Here is a 17,200-nt window from a genome sequence, read left to right as displayed (position 1 = left end):
CGTTGGCCTTGCGTGCTTGCGGGGCCGGGGCGGCTACGCCATATCACATCGCAGCGCGTTCGGAAGGAGCCCAGGCATGACCCAGACATCTGGCCGGTTTTTTGACGAAATCGCACGGCTGATGAATGACGCCAGCGGCGTCGCCCAGGGCGTGCGGCGGGAATTCGAAACGCTGTTCAAGACGCAGGCGGAGCGATGGCTGCGCGACCTGGATCTGGTCAAGCGCGAGGAATTCGAGGCGGTCAAGGACATGGCCCGGCTCGCACGGGAGGAAAACGAGGCCCTCAAGGCCCGGATTTCCGCCCTGGAGGCCAAGGCCGGGCTCTCCCCTCCCCCCGGCAAGGACGACCGGCCGGATATCAGCGACATGCGTCTGGACGGCTGATTTTTCCCGTTAACCCCTGATTTCTTGCCATTCCGGCATCCTGCCGGTATAAGCCCGCGCGACCGTGGCCCCCGCACCCCTGGAGGCTTGCCGCGGCTGTTTTCATACAATCTGACATCAACCGATAGGACTTATGCGCATGACCGCCGTGAAGGAAATCAAGGCGACGTTGCGTCCGAAGGCCGGCAAGGGGGCCGCCCGGGCAGTGCGTCGCGAGGGCCGGACCCCGGCCGTGATCTACGGGGCCAACGAGCCGCCGCTCGCCATCGCTGTCGACCACATCGACATCCGTAACAAAATCTATGCCGGCCACTTCCTGACCACGCTCTATGACGTCGAGCTCGACGGCAAGAAGCACCGCGTGATCCCGCGCGACTACCAGCTCGATCCGGTGAAGGATGTTCCGATCCATGTCGACTTCATGCGGCTCGCCGAAGGCGCGCTGATCCGGGTCAACGTGCCGGTTCACGTCATCAATTCGGATCAATCGCCGGGCGTGAAGCGCGGCGGCGCGGTCAATATCGTGACCCACTCCATTCCGCTGCGCTGCCCGCCCGATCGCATCCCGCAGGCGATCGAGGTGGATCTGGCCGGACTCGAGATCAACAGCTCGAAGCATCTGAGCGACGTGGCGCTGCCCCAGGGCGTGAAGCCGATCGGCCGCGAAGACATGACGCTGGTGACCATCGTGCCGCCGTCCGGCTATGCCGACGAGGTGAAAGCCGAAGCGACAGCCGCTGCGGCCGCGCCTGCAGCCGGCGCTGCTCCCGCCGCGGGTGCTGCGGCCGCAGGTGGCGACAAGAAGCCGGCCGAGAAAAAGCCGGCCGACAAGAAGTAAGCACGCCATCAACGAGGCGGCGGGGCGCTCGGCCCCGCCATCATCGCCATGTTCCTCCTGGTCGGGCTCGGCAATCCCGGCGCCCGCCACGCGGGCGACCGGCACAATATCGGCTTCATGGTGGTCGATGCGATCGCCAGGCGCCATGGCTTCCCGCCGTGGCGGCGCCGCTTTCAGGGCGTCGCCACCGAAGGCTCGCTCGGCGGCATCAAGTCGCTCCTGCTGCTGCCCGGCACCTTCATGAACGAGTCCGGCCGCGCCGTCGGCGAAGCGGCCGGCTTCTACAAGATCGGACTGCACGACATAGCGGTCGTGCATGACGAACTCGACCTTGCTCCCGGCAAGCTGCGGATCAAGCGCGGTGGCGGCGTCGCCGGCCATAACGGCCTGCGGTCGATCTCCGCTCATGTCGGCAACGACTACAAGCGCGTGCGCATCGGCATCGGGCATCCCGGCGACAAGAATATCGTGCATTCCTACGTGCTGTCGGCTTTCGCCAAGGCCGAGCGCACGGGATGGGTCGAGACGCTGATCGACACCGTGGCGGAGCATGCGCCACTGCTGGCGCGCGGCGACGATGCGAGCTTGCAGAACAAGGTGCATCTCGCGCTTGAGGCAAAGGGCTTTGACGACGCGTAGCCGTGCAACGCCCTGACTGGCGAACGGCGCAACCTGGACGGACTGGATTATTCTCATGGGCTTCAAATGCGGCATCGTCGGACTGCCGAATGTCGGCAAATCGACGCTCTTCAACGCGCTGACGGAAACCGCCGCAGCGCAGGCGGCGAATTATCCGTTCTGCACCATCGAGCCGAATGTCGGCGAGGTCGCGGTCCCCGATCCGCGGCTCGACAAGCTCGCCGCCATCGCAAAATCCGCCCAGACCATTCCGACCCGCCTCACCTTCGTCGACATTGCCGGTCTCGTCCGCGGCGCATCCAAGGGCGAAGGTCTCGGCAATCAGTTTCTCGCCAATATCCGTGAAGTGGACGCGATCGCCCATGTGGTGCGTTGTTTCGAGGATCCCGACGTCACCCATGTCGAAGGCAAGATCGATCCGATCGCCGACATCGAGACCATCGAGACCGAATTGATGCTCGCCGATCTCGACTCGCTCGAGCGCCGCGTTGACGCGCTGGAAAAGAAGGCGCGCGGCAACGACAAGGAAGCCAAGGAAACGCTGGAACTGGTCAAGCGCGCCCTTCCCCTGCTGCGAGAGGGCAAGCCCGCGCGACTGGTCGAACTCAAACCCGATGAAGAGCAGGCGTTTGCCATGCTGGGCCTGATGACGGCCAAGCCGGTTCTCTATGTTTGCAATGTGGAAGAATCCGCCGCCGCGACCGGCAACGATTATTCGGCCAAGGTCGAGGCCCGTGCCAAGGCGGAAGGCGCGGTGTCGGTCGTCATCTCAGCCAAGATCGAGTCAGAGATCGCGGTGCTGTCGCGTGAAGAGCGCGCCGACTATCTCGACGCCGTCGGCCTGAAGGAGGCCGGCCTCGACCGGCTGATCCGCGCCGGCTACAACCTGCTTCATCTGGTGACCTATTTCACGGTCGGCCCGAAAGAAGCGCGCGCCTGGACGATCACCAAGGGCACCAAGGCGCCGCAGGCAGCGGGCGTGATCCACACCGATTTCGAACGCGGCTTCATTCGCTCCGAAACGATTGCCTATGACGATTATATCGCGCTGTCGGGCGAGGCCGGCGCCCGCGATGCCGGCAAGCTGAGGCTGGAAGGCAAGGACTACGTCGTCGCCGACGGCGACGTGCTGCATTTCCGCTTCGCGACCTAGCGCACCTTCAGGCGAAGTGGCTCCCGGCTCGCGTCAAGACAACGCGTCAACCCAAGACCTTGGGCTCGTTTCGCGACTCCACGATCAGCGAAAAAACTAAAGACTCTAGGCCCGTCTCTGCCTGGCATGGCGCGGGGGCGAGGGGTGATCGATTTCCTCGCCGCGGTCGCGGATCACGCCGAGATGTTCGTTGATCCGGAAAATCACCATCACCAGTTCGCAGAGGATGCGCACGAAGATGATCCCGGTGAGAATGAAGATCATCGACGCGACCAGCAGAAGCAGACCGGCGATCAGATTGATCGCCATCATGCCGAGCGCGGTCAGGACCAGCGAGAGACCGGCAAGCACGGTCATGGTCAGGCAGAGCCAGTAAAACACGCGAATGATCGACGGCGTGATGAACCGGTCCCATTGCAGCAATTCGGCAAGATGCGTCATGGTACATTCTCGGTGCTGACCCGGCGCCGCGCGGCAGGCTGGCCCAGCGATACTCCGCCGTCAACCGACATGAATGCGCCGGAGTGACACGAGGAACCAGGCGTTGCGGCGTGCACGCTGAGCGCGCAACAATTGACGACATCGGCCCCGGCCGCTACCCAATCGGCTCCGTCAATCAGGTGCATACGCCGTCGCCCATGCTGTATTTCGAAGACTTCCAGCCCGGTCACACGACTGAATATGGTCCGCGCCTCGTGACCCGGGAGGAAATCATTGCCTTCGCCGCGCAGTACGATCCGCAACCGATGCATCTCGACGAAGCCGCGGGTCAGAAGTCTCTGCTGGGCGGCCTCGGGGCATCGGGCTGGCATAGCTGCGGGATCATGATGCGCATGATCTGCGACGGTTTCATGTTGGACTCCGCTTCCATGGGCGCGGGCGGCGTCGAGGAGGTCCAATGGCCACGGCCGATCCGGCCGGGCGACCGCCTGACACTTCGCGTCACCGTGCTCGATACGCGCATCTCGAAAAGCCGGCCGGAGATGGGTATCGTTCGCATTCACTATGAGATGCTGAATGCCCATGGCGAGTGCGTCATGACCATGGTGACGCCTGCAATGTTCGGCCGCCGCAATCCGGGGGCGCCGTCATGACGCAATTCTACGACGATATCCGCGTCGGCGACCGCTACGAGCTGGGGTCGCATCTGTTCACCGCCGAAGACATCAAGGCGTTCGCGCGGCAATTCGATCCGCAACCCTTTCACGTCGACGAAGAGCAAGCGGAACGCTCGCATTTCGGCGCACTGGTCGCCTCGGGATGGCAGACGGCATCGATATGGATGCGCAAGCTCGTCGATCATCGCAAGCGCGAGGCCGAAGCGATGCAGGCGCGTGGCGAACGGCTCGCCAGGATGGGACCGTCGCCGGGATTCCGTAACTTGCGGTGGTACAAGCCGGTCTTCGTCGGCGACACGGTGTCGTATGCTGCCGAGGTGATCGAGATGCGATTGTCGCAATCGCGGCCGGATCGCGGGATCATCAACGTGCTTGGCATCGGCGAAAATCAGCACGGTGTGCGCGTCATCTCGTTCGAGAGCGCCACCTTCGTCGAGAGGCGCGATCCGCCGCCACCATGACAGCGGCCGCCGATAGCGGCGAAGTGACACGCCGCGACGAGCGCCGCACGATGTCGGTCGCGTCCGGCGCGCATGCTTTGCATGACGGCTACACCGACCTGATCTACGTCATGCTGCCGGTCTGGCAGGCTGAATTCGGACTGAGCTACGCCGCCGCCGGCGCCCTGCGCGGCCTGTTCGCAGGCGCCATGGCGGGGCTGCAAATCCCTGCCGGGCACCTGTCGGAACGCTACGGCGCAGCCCTGCTGCTGGCCGGCGGCACCGCCCTGACCGGTTTCGGCTATTGCCTTGCCGGCCTGAGCGGCAGCTTTGCCATGTTGCTGGTGGCGCTGTTGATCGGCGGCATCGGTTCGAGCACCCAGCATCCGATCGCCTCCGCCCTGGTCGCGCGGGCTTTTTCCGGATCGCGCTCCCTGAAGGCGCTGGGCGGCTACAATTTCGCAGGCGACATCGGCAAGATGACGGTGCCGGCGCTGGCGGCGCTGCTGATGACGATCATGCCGTGGCGGCCGAGTGTGATCGCGCTCGGGGCCGCCGGCCTTGCGGCCGCGGTCCTGATCCTGCTGCTGACGCCACGGTTCGGGCCGGTGCATCTCGCCGCAAGCACGAACGAGGACCGACCGAAGACGCCGCTGCCGCCCGCAGCGCGCCACGCCTTCCCGACGCTGCTCTCGATCGGCGTGATCGATTCGGCGACCCGCATGGGCTTCCTCACCTTCCTGCCCTTCATCCTCACCGCCAAGGGCGCGAGTTTGCCGCTGGTCGGCATGGCGCTCACGCTGGTGTTCGCGGGCGGCGCGGTCGGGAAGCTGGTCTGTGCCTTCGTCGGCGCGCGGATCGGGATCATCAACACGGTGTTCCTCACCGAAGTCATGACGCTGGCGCTGATCGCGGCGATCCTGCCGCTGCCGCTGGAGGCAACGCTGATCGTGCTGCCCGTTCTCGGGATCGCGCTGAACGGAACCTCGTCGGTGCTGTACGGCTCGGTGCCGGCCCTGGTCGCACCGGAGAAGCGCACGCGCGCCTTTGGTCAGTTCTATACCGGGACCATCGGCGCCGGCGCGATTGCACCGATCCTGTACGGCTTTATCAGCGACCGCATCGGCCTTGGCGGCGGCGTCATGGTTGTCGCGGCGATGGTGATGCTGACCCTTCCGCTTGCCTTCGTGCTGCGGCCGGCTTTCGCTCAGCCCCAGTCGCCGACGACGGTCTGAACCAGAGTCAGCGCCGAAACCGCAGCGGTGTCGGCACGCAGGATGCGAGGACCGAGCGCGAGCCGGACCACCGAGGGATGTTTCAGCAGAAGCGCACGCTCCTCGTCGGCAAAGCCGCCTTCCGGCCCGACCAGAACCGCGAGCGGCGCGCCGCGCGCAATATGCGACAGCGCCGCGACCGGATCGCGGGTCTCCGCATCCTCGTCGCAGAAAATCAGCACACGGCCGCCGGTCAGTCCGTCGAGCGCCTTTGGCAGCGGGATCGCGTCGGCGGTGTCGGCGATGGTCAGAATGCCGCATTGCTCGGCCGCCTCGATCGCATTCGCGCGCATGCGCTCGACATTCACGCGTGCGGCCTGCGTGTGGCGCGTGGTCACGGGCTGAAGCCGCGAAACACCGAGCTCCACCGCCTTCTGGACCATGTAATCGAGCCGCGCATGCTTGAGCGGTGCGAACAGGTAATGCAGGTCGCAGGCGCCGTGCTGCGGGCGGGTCTGCTCGACCACCGCAAGTGCGACGGACTTCTTGCCGTCGCGCTGCAATTCCGCGCGCCATTCGCCGTCCTGCCCGTTGAAGACGAGAACCGAATCACCGGGCGCCAGGCGCAGGACATTGATCAGATAATTCGACTGTCCCTTGTCGAGCGGCAGGGTCGCGCCACGATCGAGAGAGGGCGCGACAAACAGGCGCGGGGTGCGGAAATCGTATCGGGACATGCGTCAGATCGGGGTCCTTGGCCGCCAGCGGCAACTTTCTCGTAACCCGCAGGCTCTCTATTATGGACTGAATAGCGTTTTGCCGCCGTGTCGCCTATTTTAAGGGCTTGATCACGGAGCCACCCGGAAGGCCGAGGGGCCGGGAGAATCTCCAATGAGGCTGTTTGCAAGCCTGCCCGCCGCGCTGACACTGGCTGCCTTCGCAATGCCGGTGCTGGCCGCATCGGAACACGCTCCTGTCCGACTGGCCCAGGCCGGTCCGCCGACCTCGGGCTGGGGATCGCCCGCCGCACCGCAGGCGGCACCGTCTGGCCCGCCAAGCTCCGGCTGGGGCCAGCCCTCCCCCCAGGCCGCTCCCGCGCCCCCTAGCGCCGGCTGGGGAGCGCCCAGCGCGCCGGCCTCCGCACCCGCGGCCTCCTTCGGGCCGGGCGGCGGCGGCAGGCCGCAGCGCGACTGCATGGGCGAAATCACGCCGCTGCTGACCGACGCCGATCAGAAAGGCAAAGCCATCCAGGCCGCGGCCGCGACCAAGAAGCAGCCGGTGGTCTGCCAGGCCTTCAGAAATCTGGCCACCGCCGAGGGCAAGGTCATCAAATATTTCGAGGATCACGGCGCCGAATGCCGGGTTCCGCCGGACGCTCTGAAAGCGCGGCGTGGCAATTTCGCCAAGATCGTCGAAATCCGCACCAAGGTCTGCGACACCGCCGCCGCTCCCAAGCGTGCGCCCAGTCTCAGCGACGCGCTCGGCACATCCCAGATCCCGTCGGTATCCACCGATACCCCGGCCGCGAAGAGCCGCGGCAGCACCTTTGATACGCTCACCGGCAATCCGCTGACGCGATGAGCGAGACCGCCAGGCCCGTCGCCGATTCGACCGGAAACTGGGTCGATACGGCAGCGCCGGCCTGGGTCAAACCTTATCTGCGGCTGGCGCGGCTCGATCGCCCGATCGGCTCCTGGCTGCTGCTGCTGCCCTGCTGGTGGTCGGCCGGGCTCGCCGCGATCGCCGCCGGCCGCCCGTATCCCGATCCCTGGCATTGCCTGTTGTTTTTCATCGGCGCCTTCGCGATGCGCGGCGCGGGCTGTACCTGGAACGACATCGTCGACCGCGACCTTGATGCGAAAGTCGAGCGCACCCGGTCCCGGCCGATCCCCGCGGGACAGGTGACGGCGCGGCAGGCCTTCGTCTTCCTGGTGCTGCAGGCGCTGGTCGGATTGGTCGTGCTGCTGCAATTCAATCCCTTCACGATCCTCGTCGGCATCCTCTCGCTTGCCACCGTTGCGATCTATCCGTTCCTGAAGCGCGTCACGCACTGGCCGCAGATCGGCCTGGGGCTCGCATTTTCCTGGGGCGCGCTGATGGGATGGCCGGCGGTGTTCGGGCGGCTCGATCCGGCCGCCTTCATTCTCTACGCGGGATCGATTGCCTGGGTGATCGCCTATGACACGATCTACGCGCATCAGGATCGCGAAGATGACGCGCTCATCGGCATCAAGTCGACTGCGATCCTGTTCGATGCCCGCACCAAACCAATGCTGGCGCTGTTCTTCGCGCTGGCGGTGGTGCTGATCGGTCTCGCGGGCTGGCTCGCCGGCGCGGGCCTCATCTTCGCGCTCGGCCTGGCCGCCTTCGCGGCGCATCTCGCGTGGCAGGTGAAGCGGCTCGACATCGCCGACCCGGCCTTATGCCTGCGCCTGTTCAGGTCCAATCGCGATGCCGGACTGATCCTGTTCGCCGGGATGATCCTCGACGCGGCGCTCCTTTAGACGCAACACTAGTTCCGCGCGATGATCTCGCGCTCGCCGCGATGCACGGTCGACAGGCCGATATGCCGGCCGGGCTTGCGCCGCATCAGGATCGACGGACGGCGCTTCCTGATGACGGAGCGCCGGCGCCTGCGGCCGGTGTCCTTTGCGATCTGCAGCGAACGGCGGCCGGGACAAACCTGACGAACGTCGCCATCCGCGCCACGCTGCCAGAGCGACAACCCAAGCACGCGGCCCCAGGCCCGCCACATCACGATGGCCTCGTCGAGCGGAGCCTGATCGAGCAACGGAACCGACAGCGCCGGGTCTGCATGATCGAGAATGATGGAAGCGGCGGGGCCATCCCCGGCCGGTACCAGCGTGATGCCGACAAAGGCATCGACCGCCAGCCGGATTTTCATCCGCATCCCGCGGACTGCTCGCCGCAGAACCACGCGATCGCGGTCGAGTTCGACCTGCCGCATCTGGCCGTCCGCCCCGGCATCGCGGGCCGGGAATCGAACTGGCAAAGTGAACGGGTCGAGCCGCATGGTGCGGCCCGACCCGGCAGGCAAGGCCCCGCCGGCTTCCATTTGACGCCTCGAATTGCTCCCCCGGACTTTTTCGTCCGTTATGCGCAGACCTTGCCACAATCCCGTCGGAAAGCGCTTAAAAAGCTCGGTTAATCAGGCGTTTCGGCAATGTCCTCGATTCGCATGATTGACGTTTCGTTGCTGTCAAACGCGCAACTGCGCGGTTTCCGCTAACCTTGTCCTTGTCAGGGGCGGATGCGCCCCCTAAATCGAAATGGCTCATGCAATCCCTCCTCGATCAATCCGCACTCAGCAATCTGGCCGAAGGCCTGGTCCGCGCCGCGCAGAAAGCGGGAGCGGATGCCGCTGACGCGATCGCGGTCCGCTCGATTTCGGTCGGCGTCGATATCCGTGAAGGAGCCGTCGAGGAATCGGAGCGTTCCGAAAGCGACGATGTCGGCCTGCGCGTATTCGTCGGGAAGAAACAGGCGGTGGTGTCGACCAACGATATCGGCCGCACCGATCCGGCTGCACTGGCCGAGCGCGCGGTCGCAATGGCGCGGGTGGCGCCCGACGACCTGTATGCCGGACTCGCCGATCGCGAGCGCCTCGCGGGCGAGCGGCTGGATCTCGATCTGATCGATCCGAACATTCCCGACGTCGGCAGTCTCGAACGCCGTGCACGCATCGCCGAAGAAGCCGCGCTCGCGGTCAAGGGCGTGACCAAGTCCGGCGGCGCGTCAGCCGGTGGCGGCATCAGCGGCATGGTGCTGGTCACCAGCGACGGCTTCCATGGCTCCTATCTCGCATCGCGCCAGAGCGTCTCGATGATGGCGATTGCCGGCGAAGGCACCGGCATGGAGCGCGACTACGATCATTCCTCGGCCTTGCACGGCAGCGATCTCGATGCGCCGGAGACGATCGGCCGCACGGCCGGCGAGCGCGCGGTGCGCAGGCTCAATCCGCGCAAGGTGAAGACGCAGACCGTGCCGGTGATCTTCGATGCGCGGCTCTCCAGCACGCTGATCAGTCACCTGGCGAGCGCGGCCAACGGCGTATCGATCGCGCGCAAGGCCAGCTTCCTGAAGGACAAGCTCGGCGAGCGGCTGTTCGCGCCGGGCATCCGTATCGTCGACGACCCGCTGCGCAAGCGCGGATTGCGTTCGCATCCCTTCGACGGCGAGGGCGTGAGCGTGCAGCGCATGAATCTGATCGAGGACGGTGTCCTGCAATCGTGGTTTCTCGACAGCGCCACCGCCCGCGAACTTGGGATGACGACCACCGGCCATGCCTCGCGCGGTGTTTCGGCGCCGCCCTCACCGTCGCCGAGCAACCTGTATCTCGAGCCCGGGCCGCTGTCGCCCGAGCAACTGATCGCCGAAACCGGCACCGGCTTCTACATCACCGATCTGATCGGCATGGGCACCAATCTCGTCACCGGCGATTACAGCCGCGGCGCGGCCGGTTTCTGGATCGAGAATGGCGAACTGACCTATCCGGTCAGCGAGGTGACAATCGCCGGTCATCTGTTCGATATTTTCCGGACACTGACGCCTGCGAACGATCTTGCGTTCAAATTCGTCACCAATGCACCGACCTTGCGTGTGGAGGGCCTGACGGTTGCCGGCCACTGACCAGCGCAGCCGACATGCGGCGCTTGCCGACGAACTCGGCCTTGCGGTGCGCGAGGCCGGCCAGATCGCGCTGAAGTATTTTCGCGGTTCGATCAAGAGCTGGACCAAGGGGCACGATTCACCGGTCTCGGAAGCCGACATCGCCGTCGACGAATTCCTGCGCGCGCGACTGTCGCGGGAAGGCTTCGGCTGGCTGTCCGAAGAAAGCCAGGATGATCGCACGCGCCTTTCCGCGGAGCGCCTGTTCATCGTCGATCCGATCGACGGCACGCGGTCCTATCTCGCGGGGCGGGAGGACTGGTCGATCGTCGCAGCCGTTGTGGACAAGGGGCGGCCGGTCGCGGCCGCGGTCTATGTTCCGGTGGACGATGAATTGTATCTCGCCGCGCAGGGGGAAGGCGCAACTCGCAATGGAAGCCGGATTGGAGCCACCGGCGGCACCGCGCTGGCGGGCGCGCGGATCGCGGGTCCGAAATCGATGCTGGACCGGCTCACGAGCATCGACCCCGAGACGATCCATGAGCCCAAAATTCACTCGCTGGCGCTGCGCATGACCCGCGTCGCCGAGGGACGCATTGATGCCGCTTTTGCCTCGGTCAATGCCTACGATTGGGACCTTGCGGCGGCAGACCTTTTGGTGCACGAAGCGGGCGGCGCGATGACCAATTTGACGGGTGAAGCGCTGGTCTACAACTTGCATGATCCGGTCCACGGCGCGATTCTCGCGGCCGGACGCGACCGACACGCATCGATGCTGGACCTGGTGCGCAAGCGCCGCAAGCAATTCGCCTGACCTTCAGGAAGACCATCATGTCCGATCAGGCTCCACCAAAGCAGCTGCTTCATCTTGTGCTGGGCGGTGAACTCGCGCAGCTGGATGCCACCGAATTCAAGGATCTCAGCAAGGTAGACATCGTCGGCGTCTTTCCGAATTATGCGACCGCCTATGCGGCGTGGCGGGCCAAGGCGCAGCAGACCGTGGACAATGCGCAGATGCGATATTTCATCGTGCATCTGCACCGGCTGCTCGATCCCGACATGCCGTCCCCGACTGCGCGCTGACGGTTACAGACGGACCCCGCCATGCTGTCGTCACGGCGTCTCGCGCGCGCGCCCTGGGTTCAGAAGACGATCGGTATTCTCGCCGCGGAATATCTGCGCTTCGTCAATCTGACCAGCCGGACGGTCACCGTGCCCGGCGACATCTACGAGCGCGCCGGCGCGGATCTGCCGGTGATCCTTGCGATGTGGCACGGCCAGCATTTCATGGCCCCGTTCATCAAGAAGGAAGGCTATAAAGGAAAGACCCTGATTTCGCGGCATCGTGACGGTGAAATGAATGCGGTCGCCGCGGAGTGGTTGGGTATTGAGACAATCCGCGGCTCGGGCGATCATGGTAACGGCTTCCATCGCAAGGGTGGCGTCAGCGCCTATTTCCAGATGCTGGAAGCACTGTCCGAGGGGTACAACGTGGCGTTGACAGCGGACGTACCGAAAGTGTCGCGGATTGCCGGTGCCGGCATCATTCGCCTCGCGCGCGATTCCGGGCGCCCGATCTATCCGATCGCGCTGGCATCGAGCCGCCGCAAGGTGCTCGACAACTGGGATCGATCCACCATCAATCTGCCCTTCAGTCTGATCGCGGGCGTGGTCGGAGATCCCATCCGCGTCAGCGCCGAGGCGTCCGATGCCGAACTCGAGGCGGCGCGGCTGGCGCTCGAGACCGCACTGAACGAGGCGACCGAGCAGGCTTACGCCATCGCCGACGGCAAGATCGAGGTTAAACCGCGTGGCTGACAAGTTGCCGATGACATTGCGCGCTTACCGCCGCGCAATGTCGGCGGCGACGCCTCTCGCCAATGTGTGGCTGAAGCGCCGGCTGAATCGCGGCAAGGAGGTCGAGGCGCGCCTCTCCGAACGGCACGGAGTGTCGACCTTGCCCCGGCCCGAGGGTCCGCTGGTCTGGCTGCATGGCGCAAGCGTGGGCGAACTCAACGCCGTATTCCCGCTGATCGATCGGCTGAGGGCGCAGGATGTCCGGGTGCTCGTCACCTCGGGCACCGTGACCTCCGCCGAAGTGGCGAGGCAGCGGCTGCCGGACGATGTGCTGCATCAATTCATCCCGCTCGACGCACCGCGCTTCGTCACCAGTTTCCTGCATCACTGGCGTCCGGATCTCGGCCTGTTCATCGAACAGGATCTGTGGCCGAACCTGATCGTGGCGGCGGCGCGACGGAAAATCCCGCTGGTCCTGATCAACGGGCGCATGTCGGAACAATCCTTCAAGGGCTGGCGCTCGTTGCGGCGCACCGCCAAGGCGCTGCTCAAGAACTTCGATCTGTGCCTCGCGCAATCGGCGCTCGACGCCGAGCGGTTCTCGCAACTCGGCATGCAGATCGTACAGGTGACCGGCAACCTCAAGCTCGACGTGCCGGCGCCGCCCGCGAATGCAGTCAAACTCGCGGAAATGGAGCGCGCGGCCGCCGATCGGCAGGTCTTCGTCGCCGCCTCCACCCATCCGGGCGAGGAGGACGCGATCGTCGAAGCCCATCGCCGCGCCCGCAAGACGAGACCGCGCCTGCTGACGATCATCGTGCCGCGCCATCCGGAGCGTGGCGTCGAGATCCTCAATCGCGCCGTGGCGACAGGCTCGCGCGCCATGCTGCGCTCGGCCGGTGTGACACCGGATGTGCGGACCGATATCTACGTGGCCGACACGATCGGCGAACTCGGCCTGCTCTATCGCCTCGCCCATGTGGTGTTCATGGGTGGCTCGATCGTGGAGCATGGCGGGCAAAATCCGATCGAGGCCGCCAAGCTTGGCAAACCGATCCTGCACGGACCGAATGTCTGGAATTTCCAGGACATCTATGCGGCGCTCGATGCCGCGCGCGGCGCCGAAGAGGTGGAGAATATCGGGCATCTCGCGATGCGCGTCGGCGATCTCATGAAGGATCCTGCGAGCCGCAAGGCGGCCGGCGACGCCGCGCGCCGCACCGTCGACCGACTTGGCGGCGCGCTCGACAAGACCTTCGCCGAGCTCGAGCCCTATCTTCTGCAATTGCGGCTCTCCTACCAGACCTCCGATGCGTGAGCCGGATTTCTGGTGGCGGAAACCCGGTCTTGCGGCGTGGCTGCTGTCTCCGCTTGGCCTGATCTACGGCGCCGTCGCCGGATGGCGCATGCGCCGCGCCGGATGGCGGGCCGATATCCCGGTCATCTGCGTCGGTAACTTCACTCTCGGCGGCACCGGCAAGACACCGGCTGCAATCGCGATTGCGAAGCTGCTTGCTGCACGGGGCGCGACGCCGTTTTTTCTGACACGCGGCTATGGCGGCAGGCTCAAAGGGCCGGTGCGTGTCGATCCGCTGTCACATCGCGCCGCCGATGTCGGCGACGAACCGCTGCTGCTGGCGCAGGCCGCACCCACCATCGTGTCGCGCGACCGTGCGGCCGGAGCGGCCTTCGCCCAGGCGGCGGGGGCAAGCGTTATCGTGATGGATGACGGATTGCAGAATCCGTCGCTGCACAAGACGCTCTCGATCGCCGTGGTCGACGCCCGCAGGGGGCTCGGCAACACCCACGTCTTCCCCGCCGGACCGCTTCGCGCACCGATCGCGCCGCAACTGGCGATGGTCCAGGCCATCCTCGTCGTCGGTACCGGTAGCGGCGCCGATCCGCTGGCGGCGCTTGCCCGCACGCGCGGCCTGCCAGTCCTGCGCGCGCGGCTCGCACCCGCGGTCGACGCGGTCAGGGCGTTGGCGGGGCGCAAGGCGTTTGCCTTCGCCGGTATCGGCGATCCGGAAAAATTCTACCTGACGCTCGCCGAAGCCGGGATCGACGCAACGGCCAGGCAGAACTTCGCCGACCATCACCCGTACTCTGAAGAAGAAGCCGCGAGCATCCTTGCTCGCTGCGAGTCGGAACGGCTGGTTCCGGTGACGACCGAAAAGGATATCGCCCGCCTGGCCGGGCAGGACGGGGCACGAGGCAGACTTGCCGCGGCAGCCAGCGCTATTCCCGTGACGCTGGTTCCGGAGGACGCCACGATGCTCGAACGGTTGCTGCCGGATGCGGTGAACCGTTAGCGCGCCTGCAGCCGCTGCAGAACCGCCTGCGGCGAGGCATAGGCCTCCTGCAGATCGACGCTCCAGTATTTCAGTTCCTCGAGCGGGATCGGCACATTGGTCACGGCGCAGCGCACGAATGCGCCCGGGCGCACGATACGGAAATCGCCGTCCAGAAACTTCACCTCGGCCTCGCCGGCCATGGGCGGGGGACGATCGAAGCGATTCAGCACGTAGAAGCCTCCTGGAATCCGGACGCGGCAGGGATGCGGCGGGGTCGTCGGATTTCAACATAATAGCCCGGCGTCGAAGGTCAAACGGACTCAGCCGCCGCTTTCCCGCCATGATGGGGCTGTCGGATCGGACGCGCCGCGAATATGACCTGCCATGCGAAAAATCATTGCCTTTTTGACCTTGCTGTTTGCCAGCGGTGCTGTTCATGCGGCCTCCCCGGAAGCGGTGGACATACCGGCCGGCGAGAAGCCGCTGCCGGCCCTGCTCTACCGGCCCGCGGGCGCCGGACCGTTTCCCGCGATCGTTGCGCTGCACGATTGCGATGGTCTGCGCGGCCAAGCCTCCCGCCCCCGCGGCCATGTGGAAGATTGGGGACAGCGGCTCGCGGCCGCCGGTTTCATCGTGCTGTTTCCCGACAGCTATGTCTCCCGCGGCGTGACCCAGCAATGCAGCGCGAGAACGCCGGCGGTGCGGCCGGACCGGGAACGGGTTGCCGACATCCACGCCGCGCGTGACTGGCTTCAGCAGCAGGACTTCATCCGCAAGGACCGCATCACGTTGCTGGGCTGGGGCAATGGCGGCATCGCGGCGTTATGGGCGGTGCGCCCAAGTCTGGAGCAGGATGACGACCGCCCCGACTTTCGCTCCGCGGCGGTGTTCTATCCGGGTTGCCGGCGGCTGAGCGACACCGCCTGGAGCGCGCGGGTTCCGACCCTGATCCTGATCGGCGCGCTCGACAACTGGACCCCCGCGAAACATTGCGAACAGATGGTCAAGGAGGCGCGCGGACGTTCGGCGCAGGTTTCGCTGATCAAGTACAGACGTGCGCACCACGCTTTCGATCACGACAACCTGCCGATCAAAAGCCGTCGCAAGATCGCCTTTGTCCCGGAAACGGGTGGCAACGCCACGAGCGGCACCAATGTCGAGGCGCGTGCCGACGCGCTCAAGCGCGTGCCGCAATGGCTGTCGCGCTGAAGCGCCTGCTCAACCGAACAGGCTGCCCTGTCCCGAGGGGCCGCCGCGCGTCTTCGCCTTTCCACGCGGCTCCTTGTCGGCGGTGGCGCCGACGCGACCATCCGCAAATTCGATATCGAGCGACATGCCGGGCGTGACCGCCGATGACGCATGCAGCGGAAAGCCCTTGCCGTCGCGGACGAGGGCAAAGCCGCGGCTCAGCACAGCGCGATAGGAAAAGGCGTTGAGCAACTTGTCGGCCGATTCGACGCGGCTGCGCCTGCGCTCGAGATAGACCTTGCGCGACAGTGCGCCCCGCTGCGTCAGCGTCGCGATCCATTCCCGGCAGCGCACCAGTCGCACGCTCAGGAGCTGCGGTGACAGCCGGCCGGCAATGCGCTCGAACTGACGGTGATGGACATGCGCGTTGGCGCGCAGCGCGCGTGGCAGCCTGTCGGCCGCGGCATCGAGCCGCTGGCGCGGCAGCGCCATCAGGTTGTCGAGCGACGGCAAGGCCCGCGCCGCCGCACGCAATTCGGTACGGCGCGCCTCCTGTCCGCGCAGCCAGCAAGCCTGCACCCGGCGCGCTTGCGTCGCGATCCGCATCAGCAACTCGGAGCGGACCGGAACCGCCATTTCGGCGGCGGCGGTCGGCGTCGGCGCGCGCTTGTCGGAGGCGAAGTCGATCAGGGTGATGTCGGTCTCATGGCCGACGGCCGAGATCAGCGGGATCATGCTGTTCGCGGCCGCGCGCACCACGATTTCCTCGTTGAAGCACCACAGATCCTCCAGCGAGCCACCGCCGCGCGCGACGATGAGAATATCGGGACGCGGAATCTCGCCGTCCTCGGGCAGCGCGTTGAAGCCCTCGATCGCCGCTGCAATCTCCTCCGCGGCGCCATCGCCCTGCACCCGCACCGGCCAGACCAGCACATGACGCGGAAAGCGATCGGACAGCCGGTGCAGTATATCGCGCACCACCGCGCCGGTGGGAGACGTCACCACGCCAACCACGGTCGGCAGGAATGGCAGCAATTGCTTGCGCGCCTCGTCGAACAGGCCCTCGGCGGCGAGCTTCTTCTTGCGCTCCTCGAGCAGCATCATCAGCGCGCCGGCGCCCGCAGGCTCCAGCGTCTCGATCACGATCTGGTAGTTGGAGCGGCCCGGATAGGTTGTGATGCGGCCGGTGACGACGACCTCCAGCCCCTCCTCCGGCTTGAAGCGCATCCGGTTGAAGGTCATCTTCCAGATCACCGCATCGAGCCGCGCGCCCTCGTCCTTGATCGCGAAATAGCAATGACCGGAGGAATGCGGTCCGCGATAGCCGGAAATCTCGCCGCGCACCCGCACATAGCTGAAATTGTCCTCGACCGTGCGCTTGAGGGCCTGCGACACCTCGGAAACGCTCAATTCCACAACATTGATGCGGGCAGCTTCGGTCATATCGGCGATTCGCTTGCGGGTCTTCCGCTTCATGCTACACAAACGGCCTCGAAATAAGGCCT

Annotated in this window: 21 protein-coding genes; 16 read left to right on the top strand and 5 right to left on the bottom strand. The window is 65.7% G+C overall.

All coding sequences use genetic code 11. The features are described 5' to 3' along the window. Positions 1–76 precede the first annotated feature (76 nt). The 4 genes from AC5I5I_RS22160 to ychF all read left to right on the top strand — a co-directional run bounded on the left by AC5I5I_RS22160 (position 77) and on the right by ychF (position 3,015). Positions 77–385, top strand: a complete 309-nt coding sequence (locus AC5I5I_RS22160; RefSeq protein ID WP_495976679.1) for an accessory factor UbiK family protein — start codon at positions 77–79, stop codon at positions 383–385. A 139-nt stretch (positions 386–524) separates the two neighbouring features. Further along, the gene (locus tag AC5I5I_RS22155) at positions 525–1,223 is read left to right on the top strand and encodes a 50S ribosomal protein L25/general stress protein Ctc (RefSeq protein ID WP_495976677.1); all 699 of its coding nucleotides are present in this window, start codon (positions 525–527) and stop codon (positions 1,221–1,223) included. Between the two features lie 48 nt (positions 1,224–1,271). Next, positions 1,272–1,862, top strand: a complete 591-nt coding sequence (gene pth / locus AC5I5I_RS22150; RefSeq protein WP_495976675.1) for an aminoacyl-tRNA hydrolase — start codon at positions 1,272–1,274, stop codon at positions 1,860–1,862. A 55-nt stretch (positions 1,863–1,917) separates the two neighbouring features. Then, on the top strand, positions 1,918–3,015 hold the full coding sequence (ychF, locus tag AC5I5I_RS22145; RefSeq protein WP_495976673.1) for a redox-regulated ATPase YchF: 1,098 nt from the start codon (positions 1,918–1,920) through the stop codon (positions 3,013–3,015). A gap of 105 nt (positions 3,016–3,120) precedes the next feature. On the opposite strand, the gene AC5I5I_RS22140 is transcribed toward ychF, so the two are convergent. Next, positions 3,121–3,456, bottom strand: a complete 336-nt coding sequence (locus tag AC5I5I_RS22140; protein ID WP_495976671.1) for a DUF4282 domain-containing protein — start codon at positions 3,454–3,456, stop codon at positions 3,121–3,123. A 110-nt stretch (positions 3,457–3,566) separates the two neighbouring features. On the opposite strand from AC5I5I_RS22140, the gene AC5I5I_RS22135 reads away from it, so the two are divergent. Genes AC5I5I_RS22135 through AC5I5I_RS22125 form a run of 3 tightly spaced genes read left to right on the top strand, consistent with a single transcriptional unit; the run spans position 3,567 to position 5,808 of the window. Continuing rightward, complete coding sequence (locus AC5I5I_RS22135) at positions 3,567–4,109, top strand: MaoC family dehydratase (RefSeq protein ID WP_495765216.1); 543 nt, start codon at positions 3,567–3,569, stop codon at positions 4,107–4,109. Beyond that, entirely contained in the window at positions 4,106–4,594 is a 489-nt protein-coding gene (locus AC5I5I_RS22130) for a MaoC family dehydratase (protein ID WP_495765215.1), read from the top strand. The genes AC5I5I_RS22135 and AC5I5I_RS22130 overlap by 4 nt, the downstream gene beginning before the upstream one ends. Beyond that, a complete protein-coding gene (locus tag AC5I5I_RS22125) occupies positions 4,591–5,808 on the top strand; it encodes an MFS transporter (protein WP_495765214.1) in 1,218 nt (405 codons plus the stop codon). The genes AC5I5I_RS22130 and AC5I5I_RS22125 overlap by 4 nt, the downstream gene beginning before the upstream one ends. Here AC5I5I_RS22125 and AC5I5I_RS22120 read toward each other — a convergent pair. Next, positions 5,781–6,524 (bottom strand): 16S rRNA (uracil(1498)-N(3))-methyltransferase, encoded by a 744-nt coding sequence (locus AC5I5I_RS22120; RefSeq protein WP_495976668.1) that lies wholly within the window; start codon positions 6,522–6,524, stop codon positions 5,781–5,783. The two genes, AC5I5I_RS22125 and AC5I5I_RS22120, sit on opposite strands and share 28 nt — an antisense overlap. A gap of 154 nt (positions 6,525–6,678) precedes the next feature. On the opposite strand from AC5I5I_RS22120, the gene AC5I5I_RS22115 reads away from it, so the two are divergent. Together AC5I5I_RS22115 and ubiA are read left to right on the top strand one after the other, a co-directional pair. Then, on the top strand, positions 6,679–7,368 hold the full coding sequence (locus tag AC5I5I_RS22115) for a hypothetical protein (RefSeq protein WP_495976666.1): 690 nt from the start codon (positions 6,679–6,681) through the stop codon (positions 7,366–7,368). Beyond that, positions 7,365–8,291: a 4-hydroxybenzoate octaprenyltransferase gene (ubiA, locus tag AC5I5I_RS22110; protein WP_495765105.1), complete on the top strand. Its 927-nt coding sequence runs from the start codon at positions 7,365–7,367 to the stop codon at positions 8,289–8,291. The genes AC5I5I_RS22115 and ubiA overlap by 4 nt, the downstream gene beginning before the upstream one ends. A gap of 8 nt (positions 8,292–8,299) precedes the next feature. Here the strand turns inward: ubiA and AC5I5I_RS22105 are convergent, their stop codons facing one another. Next, a complete protein-coding gene (locus tag AC5I5I_RS22105) occupies positions 8,300–8,863 on the bottom strand; it encodes a DUF6101 family protein (RefSeq protein ID WP_495765104.1) in 564 nt (187 codons plus the stop codon). A gap of 221 nt (positions 8,864–9,084) precedes the next feature. Here AC5I5I_RS22105 and AC5I5I_RS22100 point away from each other — a divergent pair, with 221 nt between their 5' ends. The 6 genes from AC5I5I_RS22100 to lpxK are packed head-to-tail and all read left to right on the top strand — an operon-like array spanning position 9,085 to position 14,525. After that, the gene (locus AC5I5I_RS22100; protein ID WP_495976663.1) at positions 9,085–10,437 is read left to right on the top strand and encodes a TldD/PmbA family protein; all 1,353 of its coding nucleotides are present in this window, start codon (positions 9,085–9,087) and stop codon (positions 10,435–10,437) included. Then, on the top strand, positions 10,424–11,230 hold the full coding sequence (locus AC5I5I_RS22095; RefSeq protein WP_495976661.1) for a 3'(2'),5'-bisphosphate nucleotidase CysQ: 807 nt from the start codon (positions 10,424–10,426) through the stop codon (positions 11,228–11,230). The genes AC5I5I_RS22100 and AC5I5I_RS22095 overlap by 14 nt, the downstream gene beginning before the upstream one ends. Before the next feature lie 17 nt (positions 11,231–11,247). Further along, positions 11,248–11,499 (top strand): DUF4170 domain-containing protein, encoded by a 252-nt coding sequence (locus AC5I5I_RS22090; protein ID WP_495976659.1) that lies wholly within the window; start codon positions 11,248–11,250, stop codon positions 11,497–11,499. Between the two features lie 21 nt (positions 11,500–11,520). Next, positions 11,521–12,234, top strand: a complete 714-nt coding sequence (locus AC5I5I_RS22085) for a lysophospholipid acyltransferase family protein (RefSeq protein WP_495976657.1) — start codon at positions 11,521–11,523, stop codon at positions 12,232–12,234. Beyond that, the gene (locus AC5I5I_RS22080) at positions 12,227–13,531 is read left to right on the top strand and encodes a 3-deoxy-D-manno-octulosonic acid transferase (protein WP_495976655.1); all 1,305 of its coding nucleotides are present in this window, start codon (positions 12,227–12,229) and stop codon (positions 13,529–13,531) included. The genes AC5I5I_RS22085 and AC5I5I_RS22080 overlap by 8 nt, the downstream gene beginning before the upstream one ends. Further along, on the top strand, positions 13,524–14,525 hold the full coding sequence (gene lpxK, locus AC5I5I_RS22075; protein WP_495976653.1) for a tetraacyldisaccharide 4'-kinase: 1,002 nt from the start codon (positions 13,524–13,526) through the stop codon (positions 14,523–14,525). The genes AC5I5I_RS22080 and lpxK overlap by 8 nt, the downstream gene beginning before the upstream one ends. On the opposite strand, the gene AC5I5I_RS22070 is transcribed toward lpxK, so the two are convergent. Next, positions 14,522–14,734 (bottom strand): DUF2093 domain-containing protein, encoded by a 213-nt coding sequence (locus AC5I5I_RS22070; RefSeq protein ID WP_325701027.1) that lies wholly within the window; start codon positions 14,732–14,734, stop codon positions 14,522–14,524. The genes lpxK and AC5I5I_RS22070 overlap by 4 nt on opposite strands. 157 nt (positions 14,735–14,891) lie before the next feature. On the opposite strand from AC5I5I_RS22070, the gene AC5I5I_RS22065 reads away from it, so the two are divergent. Beyond that, the gene (locus tag AC5I5I_RS22065; protein ID WP_495976651.1) at positions 14,892–15,716 is read left to right on the top strand and encodes a dienelactone hydrolase family protein; all 825 of its coding nucleotides are present in this window, start codon (positions 14,892–14,894) and stop codon (positions 15,714–15,716) included. 9 nt (positions 15,717–15,725) lie between these two features. Here AC5I5I_RS22065 and xseA read toward each other — a convergent pair whose 3' ends face one another. Then, a complete protein-coding gene (gene xseA, locus AC5I5I_RS22060) occupies positions 15,726–17,171 on the bottom strand; it encodes an exodeoxyribonuclease VII large subunit (RefSeq protein WP_495976649.1) in 1,446 nt (481 codons plus the stop codon). Positions 17,172–17,200: the final 29 nt, after the last annotated feature.

The sequence above is a fragment of the Pseudorhodoplanes sp. genome, assembly GCF_059499825.1.
The sequence above is the reverse complement of the archived record's forward strand: the minus strand, read 5'-3'. Positions and strand labels throughout refer to the sequence as shown.